General features: G+C 42.9%; 12 protein-coding genes. 2 read left to right on the top strand and 10 right to left on the bottom strand.

Annotated features, from left to right (window positions below; all coding sequences use genetic code 11):
- Positions 1 to 354 precede the first annotated feature (354 nt).
- From AC58QO_RS29875 to AC58QO_RS29885, 3 genes are all read right to left on the bottom strand, one after another.
- Positions 355 to 2,502, bottom strand: coding sequence for an ABC transporter transmembrane domain-containing protein (locus AC58QO_RS29875; protein WP_497272039.1), 2,148 nt, complete (start codon positions 2,500 to 2,502; stop codon positions 355 to 357).
- A gap of 447 nt (positions 2,503 to 2,949) precedes the next feature.
- On the bottom strand, positions 2,950 to 4,554 hold the full coding sequence (locus tag AC58QO_RS29880) for a glycosyl hydrolase family 18 protein (RefSeq protein ID WP_497272041.1): 1,605 nt from the start codon (positions 4,552 to 4,554) through the stop codon (positions 2,950 to 2,952).
- A gap of 149 nt (positions 4,555 to 4,703) precedes the next feature.
- Complete coding sequence (locus AC58QO_RS29885; RefSeq protein ID WP_497272043.1) at positions 4,704 to 4,967, bottom strand: helix-turn-helix transcriptional regulator; 264 nt, start codon at positions 4,965 to 4,967, stop codon at positions 4,704 to 4,706.
- Between the two features lie 178 nt (positions 4,968 to 5,145).
- On the opposite strand from AC58QO_RS29885, the gene AC58QO_RS29890 reads away from it, so the two are divergent.
- Both AC58QO_RS29890 and AC58QO_RS29895 read left to right on the top strand, forming a co-directional pair.
- Complete coding sequence (locus tag AC58QO_RS29890; RefSeq protein ID WP_497272045.1) at positions 5,146 to 5,532, top strand: hypothetical protein; 387 nt, start codon at positions 5,146 to 5,148, stop codon at positions 5,530 to 5,532.
- Positions 5,533 to 5,612: 80 nt separating this feature from the next.
- On the top strand, positions 5,613 to 6,299 hold the full coding sequence (locus AC58QO_RS29895) for a response regulator (RefSeq protein ID WP_497272046.1): 687 nt from the start codon (positions 5,613 to 5,615) through the stop codon (positions 6,297 to 6,299).
- Between the two features lie 70 nt (positions 6,300 to 6,369).
- Here AC58QO_RS29895 and AC58QO_RS29900 read toward each other — a convergent pair whose 3' ends face one another.
- The 7 genes from AC58QO_RS29900 to AC58QO_RS29930 form a co-directional block, all read right to left on the bottom strand.
- Positions 6,370 to 7,026: a M48 family metallopeptidase gene (locus tag AC58QO_RS29900; RefSeq protein ID WP_497272048.1), complete on the bottom strand. Its 657-nt coding sequence runs from the start codon at positions 7,024 to 7,026 to the stop codon at positions 6,370 to 6,372.
- 137 nt (positions 7,027 to 7,163) lie between these two features.
- A complete protein-coding gene (locus AC58QO_RS29905; RefSeq protein ID WP_497272050.1) occupies positions 7,164 to 8,585 on the bottom strand; it encodes a hypothetical protein in 1,422 nt (473 codons plus the stop codon).
- The gene (locus AC58QO_RS29910) at positions 8,585 to 9,652 is read right to left on the bottom strand and encodes a hypothetical protein (protein ID WP_497272051.1); all 1,068 of its coding nucleotides are present in this window, start codon (positions 9,650 to 9,652) and stop codon (positions 8,585 to 8,587) included. The genes AC58QO_RS29905 and AC58QO_RS29910 overlap by 1 nt, the downstream gene beginning before the upstream one ends.
- Positions 9,645 to 12,788, bottom strand: coding sequence for a DEAD/DEAH box helicase (locus AC58QO_RS29915; protein WP_497272053.1), 3,144 nt, complete (start codon positions 12,786 to 12,788; stop codon positions 9,645 to 9,647). The genes AC58QO_RS29910 and AC58QO_RS29915 overlap by 8 nt, the downstream gene beginning before the upstream one ends.
- Positions 12,781 to 12,936: a hypothetical protein gene (locus AC58QO_RS29920; RefSeq protein ID WP_497272055.1), complete on the bottom strand. Its 156-nt coding sequence runs from the start codon at positions 12,934 to 12,936 to the stop codon at positions 12,781 to 12,783. Before AC58QO_RS29920 ends, AC58QO_RS29915 begins: the two co-directional genes overlap by 8 nt.
- Positions 12,933 to 13,745 (bottom strand): serine/threonine protein kinase, encoded by an 813-nt coding sequence (locus AC58QO_RS29925; RefSeq protein ID WP_497272057.1) that lies wholly within the window; start codon positions 13,743 to 13,745, stop codon positions 12,933 to 12,935. Before AC58QO_RS29925 ends, AC58QO_RS29920 begins: the two co-directional genes overlap by 4 nt.
- A complete protein-coding gene (locus AC58QO_RS29930) occupies positions 13,738 to 14,961 on the bottom strand; it encodes a protein kinase domain-containing protein (protein WP_497272059.1) in 1,224 nt (407 codons plus the stop codon). Before AC58QO_RS29930 ends, AC58QO_RS29925 begins: the two co-directional genes overlap by 8 nt.
- Positions 14,962 to 15,052: the final 91 nt, after the last annotated feature.

Genomic DNA, 15,052 nt, shown 5'->3' on the forward strand with positions numbered 1-15,052 from the left:
TTAGGCACGCCGCCAGCGTTCGTCCTGAGCCAGGATCAAACTCTCCATAATAGAAAGATGACTTGCTCATTTGAAGCTAGCGAGATTTTGCAATCTCTTTTATAGTCGATTACTCGACTGTGCTTACTCACTCGTTGTTCAGTTTTCAAAGATCAATTTCTTTCGCTCACTGCCGTGTTACCGAAGCAGCGAGAAGTAATATACCATGTTTACTTTTAATGTGCAACTACTTTTTTTCGAGTTACTTTCAGTTACTCTCGCCTGCCTATCTTGCGGCCGGAGTGATAATATAGCATGGTTTCGACAATTAATGCAATGTTTTATTTTTCCATTTTCAAAAAAGTTTTCGATGCACTAACTCCGCTCCGACAGAGACTGATACAACCTCGCCTTCATATCCGCATAGCGATCCAATAGTGGCAGCAGCTGCTTACGGGTTAGCGACAGTAAAGTGCAATCAGTTAACGCTGTGATATTCGCATTCCGAGGGGCATCCTTCAGCAACGCGATCTCACCGAAATGGTCTCCGTCTTGAAGAACAGCGACCCGCACGTTCTCGCCTTTGGCATTTCTTTTCGACACTTCTACTTTGCCCCGGGCAATGATGTACAATTTATTTCCCGCTTCACCTTGGCGGAAAACATGTTGGCCGCTCGTGATTTTCTCCGTCATCAGCAAATCCTTGATTTCAAGCAAAAGCTTCTCATTCATATAAGCAAAGAAAGGCAGCTGTCTCAAGCGCTCAACCTCAATGACAACTTCTCCATTGTGAGATAGTTGGAAGCCTTGCTGCTTTTGCCAGAGACTATGGTAGGCCCCTTGGCGTTCCAGCAGCTCCTGATGCGTCCCGTATTCGATAACTTTCCCTTCATGTATGTAATAGATCAAATCCGCATGTGAAACAGTCTTCAATCGATGCGAAACCGCAACAACCGTACGACCTTGATTGGCCCGAGAGATGGTCTCATTCAGAGCTATCTCTGACTCGGGATCTAGGGAAGCCGCGACTTCGTCCATGAAGGTCAACTCGTTGGAACGAAGCAGCGCACGCGCGATCGATATCCGGTGCCGCTGGCTAACGGACAGATTGGCTCCATCATTTTCAATCCAGGTATCATAGCCATTCGACATTTGCATAATCGCCTCGTGAACTCCCACCGCAAGTGTGGCTTCAAGAAGCTCCTCCTCTGTGGCATCGGGATGACCAATTAGCAGATTATCGCGTATCGTCGTATTGAAGAGATAAGGTTCCTGAAAAATAACGCCAGCTTGCGCAAGCAGCGATGACAGCTGGATTTTGCGTAGATCGAGGTCATCGACCTGGACGGAGCCTTTTTGCGGATCATAGAATCGCATGAGGAGTTGGAGCAACGTGCTTTTGCCTGAACCACTAGGACCCACCAAAGCCACATAGCTGCCCACGGGAATGGATAAAGATAGATCCTGAATAACCGGATGCGCCTCCGTATAGCCGAAGGTCACATTGTCGAATTTAATCTCATTTGTAATAGAGGGATTCTGAGCAGCCTGTTCGTCATCCTCTAGATCGGGCTGGATCTCGAGCACCTCGTTGATACGACGGATTCCCACTTCGCCTTCAATCAGGTCAGGCACGACCTCCATGAATTGAATTACCGAGATGCCCACTGTATCGAAAACCGAATAAAACGCAATTAAATCACCGATAGTCATCGTTCCTTGGAACGTAATATAGCCCCCTAAACCAAGGATTATCACGTTAATAACGGATAACACCATGATTGGAAGTCGCTCAAGATTGGAGTTAATAAAGCTCCTCTTCACACCTAATCGGAACCAAACTTGCAGTTGTTTGTTGAACCTATTTTTCATAGATTCCTGCAATTGAAAGCCTCGAATGACCTTAAAAGCCTTCATTTCCTCATCCATATTATTAGAAAATGACTCTACAATGCCAACGTAATCTTCATTATATCGCTGAGCTCGTTTATTCAATAATTTCTGTGGAACAAACATGAACACAATGCCGACAAACGCAACAATCGCCAGCTTCCACTCCAAAACAAACAACAACGCCGTCCCAACGACCATGCTCAAGCTAGCTAAAATAAGCGTCGAAAACGTCTGCATCATCGCGTGCTCCACAGCTGGAATGTCCATAGTGAATCGCGCGACAATATCCCCGATCCGATACCGCGAGAAGAAATGAGCAGAAAGCTTCTGCGTCTGTTCGTAGAGATCCTTACGTAAGCCAATTAGAATCGTCTCGTTTAATTTGGACATCGCATAATCGCCGCCGACGCCTATTAACAAGTTTAAGACCCCACCAATGAGAAGTGCTAAGAGCAGGCCAAAGAAAATGGTCATATTCCGAGGCGTGATGGCATCGTCGATTAAATATTTGATACTTAATGACGTGAAGTATTCAAAAGAGAGTTCAAATAATAGTGCTATTAGGAAGACAGTGAATATTTTTTTGCTATTCGCTAGGTATCGTAGAATGGATCGATATAAATAGAGCATGGAGGATTTCAGCGCCTTTTCATTTCGTATATATTACCTATAGTTTACCATATCTAATTTGTGAGAGTTTACGATTTAATTAACCTTATTAATAAAAAAGAGGCCTCATCCATTGGACGAAGTCTCGTAATATTTTGGCTATGATATCTCAATTAATGTTAGGCTTCCTTCTCAACTCAAAACGAACGAGCGGATTAGGATTACTTGGCGGTGGAAATGCCACATTTGAAAGCTGGATACTGAATTGACATTGATATAATCTGGATTTTTTGATTGTTATGGTATCCGTCTCAGGACTAAAACAATGCCGCTGGCATGCTGAGCGCTATTCAAACTAATCACAACAGCTAGACTGGTGATGGTTTTTTGGTATAAAAAAAGAAGAGGTAGGGAGATTGGGATCCTCTCTCTTCTTGCCTCTTCCCTATCTGTTAATAGAGCTATTCCTTAGCCGCCTGCTCCGACCCGCTCCCAATCCGATGCTGTATAGTTGCCCATATACCATAAGGAAACAGCTTTCAGCTTATAGAACTTAGCGAGCCAGATTTTCTTGGCTATGCTCTGTGAATCTTCATAGTAAAGCACATGACTACCTCGTTCATCCGTGAATGCAGCCTTCTTCAAGAAATAAGGCATTGTCCACGAGCTGTCGACGCCTGGCATAGCCAGTCTTTTTTCTACATCTGCAATGGCCGGGTTAAGCGCAGTTCCTGCAACTCCAGATGTGGTGATCCATTGGTTAGCCTGTTTGGATATGCCTAGCACCAGCTTCTCACTCGGTATAGATTGAAGCGCTGTAAGCACGGTATCGTTCACTAGTGGCAATGGAGCCGATGGCAACATGTTATCATCATGCGTGAAGTCATAAGCCATAAGGATTACCGTATCGGCTAGCTTACCGACTTCTTTTAAATCATATCCCTTATAATAATAGGTCGGAGGAACAGCAACGGACAACGTAAGCGAGCCCAACTGACCTTTTAATTCCTGAAGAAATTGGATATAGTCGGCTGCACTCGCCGCATCCTTCAAGCCTTCAAAATCAATGCTTACTCCAGTGAACGAGTAGGCTGGATCTTTCAAAGTACTAAGCAATGATGCGATAAAGGCATTCTTGGAGGATTGATCCTTCAGGAAGTCTTTTAAATTAGCGCCATCATAGAAAACCATCAGTTCTTTCGTGATTTGAGCCGCATTGGCCGTGGCAATGACTTCCTCATAACCACTCGGAACCCGATATTCCGAAGAGCTGATGTTCAAAGAAGCCGTTCCAGCGGCGCTGTATGCCAGGTGAGACCAGCCTAAGATCACATTAGAAAGCTTATTCAGTTGTTTCATCGCGGAGTAGGACTGAATGGCATAATAACCTGTGAAGTCGAGCTTCTGATCAGCAACCACTTTATCAATTAGACGATAAATAACTGCAGCTGCCTGCTTACGAATCAGAGACTCCTTCGGATTAAATCCTGCCTGATCTCCCTCCATAATGCCACGATGCGCGGCGTAATAAAGGTAAGGTCTCATAGCTTCATCTATGGCCGAATCATCCTTAAAGCCTCTCGTGTTCTGTTCCTTCTTCCAATCCATGTCCAGCCATTGTTGACGAGCCTCTTCACTTTCAGACTCTAGCAACGATTTCCCTACGAGCATAGCCACTTCTTCTCTAGTAATCGTCTGCGCAGGATGAAGCAATCCCTCACTATCTAGCAAGCTATCCAGCCATTTCCGATCGTAGACAACAGAAATATAAGGTGCCGACCAACGGTCTTTCGCAACATCTGCAGGAATATGCCCAATGGCGGTTTGATTCTCTATTTTGCCTGCCATGACAAGTAACTTTATAAAAGCCTCTCTGGACAAGTCGTCATTGGGACGATAGGTTTGGTCCTCAAAGCCGTTAATAATGCCTAATGCGGATAATGTGTATATCGGATCCTTGGCATAATCTTGTTCTTCATCCTTGAAGGGCTTGAGTTGTACATCGTACGCAAACGCGTTATTTGCAAACAACAGAACAAACAGCATGCCCATTAAGATTGTCTTTTTCAACATAATCTCATTCTTTCCTTTCCCTCTAAATCAGCGATTGCTAGAATTGAGATTTATAGCAACACTATAATAGACGTAATGAGAAAGAGTTAGTTACGCTGAGAAAATGTGAAAAATAATGAAGATAATGACATTTCCTACTTTTCCTCGTATTATCGGTTGCCTTCCCGAAAGTACAGGACATGATTAAATAACAAAGAAAGTAATTTCCGCATCGATGTGATGCCCGTTTTGTTCATTATATTAGCAAGATGAATCTTGACTGTTTTCTCACTGATCATGCAGCGTTCGGCAATTTCTTGATTTGAAAAACCATGGATAGCGATCATCAAAAAAATTTCCGATTCTCGCTTCGTTATTTTATACCTATTGGCAAAACTATCCATAGAAGTACCTGTTGGGTCATCCTCTTTCAAATCGTAGTCCCTCCTAATCAGGGTTACGTTCCAGTAATGATCGAATGGGTAAATACAAACTCAAGATTAGAAGAATGCCGCCTAATACGTTCCATAATATCATCAACATTTGGACACGCCTCCCTTGAAATTCAATATCCTCTACTTTATTATATATCCTACCAAAGGCCTATTCTAGATGAAGAAGCTCACTGAAAATGCAGTTTTTTGTCGTTTTTCGCCTGTATCGTATGACTTTAGTCATAATTATGGTAAAATGAAGGGAAAATATAGCATTTGTCATTCTTATGCGGGATTACGTCTTGAAGATTGCAAAAAACATGCCATTATCTTCACAATAGTTAGAGGACTGGTTGACGTACGAAGTTCTGTTCATGTTTTGCGCGAAAACTTCCCAGATCACTCCTACAATCCCGAACTTCTCAGGTTGATCGATGATACGAAAAAGCAAACGAATGTGGAAATCGCTTACATAACAGACACGATAATGCCTGGTCTGACACCCATTATCGAGCTGACCATTTATCAGAGCGTGTGGAAGATGTTGGAGGGATTTTTTCAATAAATAACAAAGATTCTGCTGGCGGAGTAACCCTGGAAATTACCATACCCTTCAGTCGAAAAGGATAGGAAGGAGTGACCGCATTGTCCCAAATAACCATTCTAATCGCAGATGACCAACCCTTAATCCGCGACGGTTTAGCAGCTATTCTTAGCATGGAAGAAGGATATACCGTCGTAGCCAAAACGGGTGATGGGTTGGCCACCCTTGCACAGGTGCAGCTGCATCGTCCTCAGCTTGTTTTAATGGATATCCGTATGCCGAAGCTAGACGGCTTAGAGGCAACGAAACGTATAAAGGCAGAGTTTCCTGATACAAAGGTGCTGATTTTGACCACATTTGAGGATGAAGCCTACATCTGGGAAGCGATCCGTCATGGTGCTAGCGGCTATTTGGTTAAAGGCGTCGAGACGAAGAAAATATTAGCTACCATTCAGGTCTGTTTAGATGGTGGCATAACTTACCCCATTAGTATCCAGCCGCGCCTTGTCCAAGCTCTACGTACATCAGAGGAACATGAGGAACAAGAATTCGGGGGAAGTAACAAACTCATTTCAGAGCATCAGCAGGACGCCAAGCGGCCAGATTTGTCCAAACAGGAACGGAACATTCTAAGGAATTTGAAGCAAGGGAAATCGAATCAGGCTATCGCTTCTGAATTATTTTTGACAACGGGGACTGTGAAGAATTATTTGAGTGCCATTTATAAGAAGCTGAATGTTTCTGGAAGGTCGGAGACGATTGCTTATTTGCATGAGAATGATCTGTAGGGGTGGCGGACGAGTACAGGATGAAAAGGAGTAAGGTTCCAAGAACCTTACTCCTTTTTGTTGTCTTGCGTTAAAGTGTCATCGCCTGCCCATATCGGGCTAGGTACGCTTCCTTCTCTTTATAATCCGGCATAATGCTGCCTACTCGCCGCCAAAAAGATCGATCATGATTCATATGCAAAAGATGGCATAACTCATGGACAATGACATAGTCAATCACTTCCACTGGCGCCATGGCTAGACGGTAATTAAACGTTAGCTTTTTGTCCGAGCTGCAGCTCCCCCACTTCGTCCGCGACTCATCGATCTCAATCGTCTTGGGTTTTACTTTGAGTTGTGTTTGATAGGACTTAATCCGCTCCCCAATAACCTTCTTGCAGCTAGCAAAATAGAACTTCTTCAAGTTGATTTTCAACTCTTCCTCGGTGAGTCCACTCGTTTCGATTAACTCATGGAGGAAATGATATTTCCCGAGATGAAGGAACTTGCCTTCGTCTTCATACTCCCTTACCTTAGGGATGGGTTGCCGCGCTCTGGTGATGGCATTTAGCTTGTCTAGGATAGACTTGCTGTGTTGTTTAACAGCGTTAATGATTAGCTCCTGACTGGTGTCGTTAGGCGCTTTGACGGTGATGAAACCCGTGTCACTAATGTGGATGTAGAGCTTTTTGCGGATGCCGTATTGGACGTTAACGTCTATGGTTGTGGTATCGAGTTCGATTTTCATGGGTATCATCGTTTCTGTAAGGGGATTTGTGTAACGGATAAAGAAAAGGGAATCCCCTCTTCTCGTTCCCCTATTGTACCAAAGTAGGGTTAGGATATGGTAGTGGCATCGGGAGTAAATAGTGAAAGAAACATTGCCTATATAGACCTTTTTCCCCACAATTTCCTTAACCAACTCACAAAAATAATAATTGCAATTACAATTCCTGATGACAAAATAATCGTTTCTACTACAAAAAAAAGATAAAAAGGAGTAGATCCCGGTATCGGATATTTCTTATCAAGCCAATTGGAGAACAAGTTCCAAGCATCGGCAGACGTGGAGATGACGACAAAAAGGGTAGTTAGTACAAGAATCAGTTTTTGAAAACGAGCGTCTCTTTCTACTTTAAGTTCTTTGACAATCTGATCTTTTTCCGTTTGACGAATCATCGATTTTTGCTGCTGAAGTTCCGCCATTGAGGAAAGTGCTTCAAGTTCAAAGTGGAGCTCATTCATCAGCTCAAATACATTCATATTTTGACGTAAAAACGTGTACATGTTCGATTGATGTGTAATTGGCGATACCTGTGTATGCGAGCTGCGGAGCGTAAATAGAACCATTTGTTCTTTTAAACGGGATATCGCAACTAAATGCTCAGCCAACATCATCTCCTTGGATTCCAGCTCCACAAGAGATAAGGGTAATCTTGCCGCTTTAATAGATAAGAATAGCAATGTGAATCGTTGATGCAATGCAAGAATATATAAGTAAAAATATGTATTTCTTATATGTTTGAAATAGGTCGAGCTAAAAAAGTCATTTGTTTGTTGATCTCGTGTGGTCGAGACAATATTACATAAGCCTTCCAGTGAAACGCCCCAAAAACTGTTTTCGAAAGGCTGCATGACTTCCTTATTACGATCTAGGAGGTACTCATCACGACTCGTTTGAAACGAACTATTAAAAGAACGCCGAGCCTGAAATAAATACTGCTGAATTTGATTTATACTTTTCTCTCTTTCTGTTTCTGCCATATCAACCAACATTGCGCTGAAGACAAGAGCATGAGTCGGCTTGTCCTTGCTGCCTTCGAAAAAAACCTCCGCTTGCAAATCTGATAGGATGGCCATCAAGGCACTCTGAAACTGCACTGGCAGCGTGTTAATTCTCTTTAACTCATAATTGCCGCGAATTAACTTAGCTATATCGGCTTCATCCGTATAGCTTATTTCTATTGAAAGAAAACAAACATCCGTCTCAAACGCAAACAGCACTACTTCTTTGATGAGCCACAGACTCGAGTTCGTTCGTGTAGAAAGGCGCTCATTCATAGGTAATAAATAATGAGTTGCTCCTTGCTTCTGCAGACGATATCTTCTACCGATAGTTCCCGCCTTATTGGTATCGTTCACTAATAAACTAATATGTTCATATAGACGCTCTTTTTTCAAATTCTCTAGCTTCCACCATTCTTGATTCAAAGCAGTCTGCATCTCTTGGGTATTTCGACAGCCAAAAGGAATAATTAAACAGGTATGTTGGTTGAGTACCGCATCTGATCTGCTCATCTCCACCATTATAAAACTTTCCTCATTATGTTATTCCAATTATCATCGTATGATCCTTTATTACAATCATAGACAATCCCAGGCAATTGATCATTTCTAGCGAATCCTACGTAATAGGGGAACTCTTGGTCGATTGTTAAATAATCTTGCAACTTTGTAATCATCTCAGGAAGTTCTGTCTCTTGAAACTCCTGTTTCTGCATGATATCAGCAGCCCTGCGTTCTATCTCATCGGACTGCTGGGATAATGTCTCAAAATAAGCGTCCGAAGCTGTTTCTAAATCATGTTGTATGCCCCGTTGTTTCAATAGTGAATAGAGCGATGAAGCAATGGCGATAGGCTTCCAATAGTTGATAGGTGCTCCCTTGGTTGGCTCAAACTCCCTGCATTTCACAATAACGAAAGGAAGACAATAATCGAATTTCACAAGAAACGCATACGTAAACTTCGTTTCCCTTGATACGATATCAACAATTTCTTCGACATTGACGTGAAAAATGCCCTTTTGACTAGATTTCATCTCTTGTATACTAGACTTCAGCTTATCAAACAGATTAGACTGTAAGAATGCTCCCGGCATCAAATGGCTAATCCAAGGATTGGTGTCCTCCGGAGAAAACAAAGATAAGTTAGACTGATACATCGCCTTTGAAAATGCGAGTCCTGCAAGCGGATCGGCCTGGACTTTCTGTCTGGTCAGATATCGGGTAACCATTTTTTCCTCCGACAACGATTGATGCCCAAGCTCGGTTAGAGCCCCATTTGAAATATGGCCGTATCCCTCTAAAATCCTAAGTATTTTCCCTACATAACCAATAGGAATGCCAAGTACATCAGCGATATATTCCTTACTATTCAAACCCGCTGCATACAACTCTAACACGACGTGTTCGATCGTATCGAATTCTTCACTAGTCATCTCTCTAATGTTTAATTCTAAGTGGGCAACGGGGTAATACAAACATGCGAATTGAGTTAAACTGCCCAGTTGGAACATGAAGTCATAGCGACGAGCAAAATCTTTGAGTACACTCTGATTAAGAGTGAATGGCGAGCGTTTTAACGCTTTAGACATGTTGCACCTCATTAAACTGGTCTACGGCATTAAGCAGTTGACCGTTACCTTTGATAGCCTTATCCAGCAAAAGATTAATAAACATTGAAAATTGCTTTTCACTTGTGCCCTGCATCGTTTTGCCCCACTCGTCCGTCATGGGTAAACCAAACGTATCGAGCTGTTCGTATTCACATGCACGGAGGAAATCCAAATCGCCGATAAATACAAGCTGCATCTGAGAACGAGACAGAGCCACGTTTAAACGTCTCAACTCTTTCAAAAACCCTAATCTCTTCAAATGTGGTGGTTTGCTATTACTTCGTGTACAGCTATAAATAATAATTGGCCGCTCTTGACCTTGGAAACTATCCAGAGTAGCAACGAGTTGAACCATTTCGTCCTCTGAAGTTTCGGACAGAAACCCTGACAATGTTGAACGCAAATGTTTAACTTGAGCGTTATATGGGGCTATGACTCCGATTTCTGATAGATGATAATACCTTGAGGTTCCAGGCTTTATAGTCCGCAGTGCCTCTCTAACGATGGCAGCAACGATCCGTGCTTCATATTCGTTATAATACCCCCCTCCCTCTCTCCCAACTCGTATCTCCCTGCGCCTCGGTGCTGCTGACGTGGATACGATCGCGAATGGATCCAGAAACAAGCTAGGCAAAGCGGAGGGCATGTTACGTTTAACTTTGTCCGACATATATTTCCCTTCGTAGAACCACTCAGACAACAGATCAGCAATTTGCGCTGGCATACGGTATTGGGTGTCTAATAACATTTTATTGTTATCTGGGAATCGCTCATATAAATATTCAAAAAAGCTTTTGCTTAGAAGAGACTCGTCCATCCCGGCTTGTTCACAGCGCTCAATGACCTGTCCACTTGCTATCGGTGGAATCTGCATATGGTCTCCGAGCATAATGACTTTAGATGACCTGCTCATCGGAACTATAGCGTTATGGATTTGAATTTGCCCTGCCTCATCAATAATCGTGACATCGAAATCCAAATCCTTAAAGCGCTGTTGACTATTAATTCCAATACAGGTCGCCCCGACTAAGTCAACAGACTCGAGCAATACCTGAGCTAATGCATAGTTTCGTTTTTGATCCACATATTCGCTCCAACGATCCATCGCACTCCGAATAAGGTGAATACTTTTAGTTTTGGCCTCGGATTGCCATACAAGCTCCTTTACTTCTTGAAGCGCTTGCTCTGAATCATGGCTAAAATTCGGTGCATGTATGTTCAGCGCTCTCAACTCCGATAGTGGCGGATGTAAGAGAGGCTCGATAGCTCCATTCCATTGCTCCCTGATATCCCAGTAAGCCTGTCGGGTATGTATTTTAATTTCGGCAAGAGCTGCTGTACAAAGAGACTGATAGGCTTCGTTATAAAGGAGAACCAACTCTTTCTCCCTAGTCACAAACATCCTATGCGCCTCCAACTTTTTCTTAAGCTTGTTTTTCTCCAATAGTCGGATAGGCCATTGCAAGATCTTAACAGCCCAAGCTGATCGCTCCATAGTACGAAGCTTTATCGCGATCGTATGAATTCCATTCTCTATGTCTTCCAGTCTCGCACGAGTAGCCAATACATCCTTGTACAGACTCCGCAGTAGCGGAAGTCTAACCTCTCTTACTTGTTGGAACTGCTTATCCAACTCGATTGCCGCTCTGTTCAACATATGGGTCACTTCAGCCGCCGCTTCAGCATGTGCCGCATAACGTTGAATAAGACCTTCACTTTCATCAAGCTGCTTACTGCACTTCCCCATTGACTTCGCAATCTGATGCTGAAGGTCAATGGCGCGATTCTCAAACATTAAATGTTTGACATTGCTCTGTACTTTCTCTTCACTGCCTATCCTGATAGTATCAATATCGGCTTCCTTAGCGAAACGCTCTAATACGTTATCAACTGCTTTATTATTTTGTGAAGAAATAAGGACTCGTTTACCTTCCTGTTTAACAAAATATTTAACCCACTCCAAGATAACAGTGGTTTTTCCTGTTCCAGGTGGACCAAGTACAAGAAGTGCATCCTCGACCTCAATTCCTCTACGGATGACCTCGAGTTGGCTTTCATTTGGAGTACGCTCAGCATTCCTTAACTCTTGTATGAAAGCCTCAGCCTTCCCTGTATGCGCCGGACGTAGTGGATGACCGCTCACAATATCACCGAAATTTGCTGCTTTAGCACTTCCATTTCGCAACTCTTGGATGACCGACTCCCGCACAATTCGCTGCACAGAATTATACTCGGGGGTTAAAGTTCCAATTGGCTGCAAAAGGTTCACATCAAATAACCTGTCAAATAAGACGACAAGCTCCCAGACTGTACCGATCTTGAATAACTTAGTGATGACACCGGTTGCTTTCTCTCCATTCGATAAGTCTAAGACGATTCTTGTTCCTTTTTTGTATTCCCGCTCATCTAATTCCGAAATGCTAAATCGGTACGCAATTTTTTCCACTCGCCTATAGTCAGAATCCGCGCTAACCCGGAAATAACTCAAATACTGCCCAGACTGTGCCTCAGCTTTATCGATCTCATCCTCAGCAATTACGTAAAACTCCGCTGTTTCCAAAAGTTGTTCGGCTTCACCTCTAAGTCCCTGCCTCTTATCTTCCGACATTTCATCGAGGTTTGTTGAGGATATCGTCATTCCCTCGTTCAATTTCTCCAACAATCTTTCCTTCATAGCGGTGAACGCATCCATGGCATGAGTTGGGGAATGAGAGACAGACCCCCAAACACGTCTTCCCGCTCCCTTGTCATCGTACCAAATAACCGCTCCTTCTGAAGCAAGCAGCTTAACAGCATTACGAATAAACTCGTATTGCCTCCGCACCGTCTTCTTCTGAGCATCAATGGCAAGCAAATACCCCTGCTCCGACATGATACAACTTAATACTGCTCTATCCGATAACATATTGTATACCGGATTTCCCTCGCGATCCTTCGTCTTCGTCATATGCAATAGATACACTTGTTGAGAAGCAAATCGTTTTAAGAGCTCATCTGAATCAAAACCCATTTCCTTCAAACGGCGAATCATACTTTTTGTGCAAGCAATGGGTACAGGGCCATTTAAGCGGACCGTTTCCTCTTCAGCAAATAAATATAACGGCTCATTATTCACCTAGTAACAACTCCTTGATATCTGGCATTTCCTTGTACTTTGGCTCAAGCCGTTCAGGTAACTGCTCCCCATTAAGATCTAGTAATTTTTGTTTCAATATCAATTCCATTTCCTGCTTCAATAGGCTCTGTTCCGTATTGTCCATCATAATCTCCTCATTTTCTTAGCTTGCAGAAGAGCACTCTTTAGCTGATATGCGTCCTGATATCTCTCATTTGGGTTCAGCTTCATACATTTCGTGACAACCTCACTAAGTTCTAATGGGATTGTCGGATCCTTCTCAGATGGAGTTACAAATCGATCCCACCCAGCGGAACCTCCTCGACTCACATAATCAATACCGAAACGGGGTGATTCGCCGACAAGCAGTTCATACAAGATTACCCCCAAAGAGAAGATATCCCCTCTGTCGCTACCAATACCGCTATGATAACGATTTTGTTCGGGTGCTTGATACCCCACCGTCCCCTCCCCTTTAAACGGTACTCGCGCTGTTAAATTAAAATCGATAATATATATGTCTTCACCCTTCAGCATAATGTTCTGGGGCTTTAAATCGCGATGTTGGTATTTATTTCGATGAAGTGGTATAAGCACATGACAAAGCTTTATTATTATATCTGCTGACTCCAAAAAAGTTAGCTTGACGGACATATGACGCTCGAGTGTCTGTCCTCCTTGAATCAATTGCATAATAAGATAAAAAGTTTCCAATTCAGAATCGTAATGTGATGAAAAAAGTACAGGTACATGTGTACTTATTGAGGATAACCTATTAATAACAGTGGCTTCAGTGCGTGCGGTTTGCAGCTCCGCTCTTGCCACTTTGAGGATTTTAATTCCAACTTTTCTCTTCTCCGTCTCATCAAAAGCTTCGACGAAGGTAGATCCGGCACCGCTATAAAGCTCTCGTTCGAAACGATATTTATGCTCTTTTCGAAACTCTAAATCATACATGGGCCGTCGCCTCCTTTTCTAGCATGCTCAGAATGGCTTCAATGGCAGGGCGATCTTCTGCTATTGGGCTGATCGCCAAGGAAATGGTATCAACGAACTCTCTCGAAAGGCGCAGCTTAGAAAGTTGTGCTACATTCTTGACGGCGGCAACGTTGATACCAAACATATAAAGAACAAGTAAGCCAAACGAATAAATATCAACAGAAGGCCATGATGTATCTTTTCGTAAATCAAGCTCTGGCGGCATATATATGTCCGCACGGTTCATGTATTGACTGACGACGGTTTCTACCTCTGGATGATATAACTTCGCATATTCGAAATTCCCGATTTTTGGCACACGCTTGCCGTTTCTCCCTCTAGTAATCATGATGCTGGAGGGATTCAAATAACGGTGAACGATCGGATCTTCACCTCCATGCATTTCTGCAATACCCTTCGCTATACCAATAAGAAGATCTAATCTTTCCCCTAACGTAATACCCTGAAGTGACAGCTTGTCGAGCATTACCGCATCTCCTGGTAATTCATAACAAGTAAAGAACAGATCATTGTCTGGCTCCGTTTCAATTAGAAAGGTCTTCACAATATGCTGCGGTACCGGTTCGCTGTTCCAACGGGATTCAAGCGCATACATGTCACGTAAAATAAATGTTGAGTTTGAATCATTCGACGACTTACGGAATTGTCTGATTAAACAGGTCGTTTTTGTGTTTGTAGTTGGGTTCACTCTTTCTCCCAGATACTTGACATCACAAGCCTCGCCTGTATCTTTCTCAAGTTTACGTAGAGGAATAACATTCAAAATAGGCATAACATCCTCATTACAAGGTGGTGTCACAATTTTATGAAACCTGTAATAATAATTGCGCACAACTTCATGCAACTTCTTTATTAAATCTAGCGCTTCTTTGGTCCCAAATGGGTTGAACTCTTTCGAGTGAACACCAGAATTTGCCTTTTTACGAGTTATATGAAGAGCGGATTGTTGCTCGCTTGTAAACAAATTTAGTCGCGTACAAGCATCAATTCGATTTTGAATGGTCGGCTGATTCCCTATAGGAAACTGAATCCGATGCTGCTCGCATAACCACTTCAACCAATTTTCCAATGATTTTCTTAGCAGATCTACTGAGGTATTTGGTTGCGTTTTAGCTTTAGACTCGGCTAACTTGAAGTAATCTACAACGTCCTCCGGCACTTTTGCTTCGTTCAAGAACTCGAAATTCCCTGCCATTTGCATTTCTCCCCATTATCCGGTTGTTTGTATAAAAAAGGGAGCCTTGCGGCTCCTCAGTGTTACTGGT

Source organism: Paenibacillus sp. J31R30, assembly GCF_059692115.1.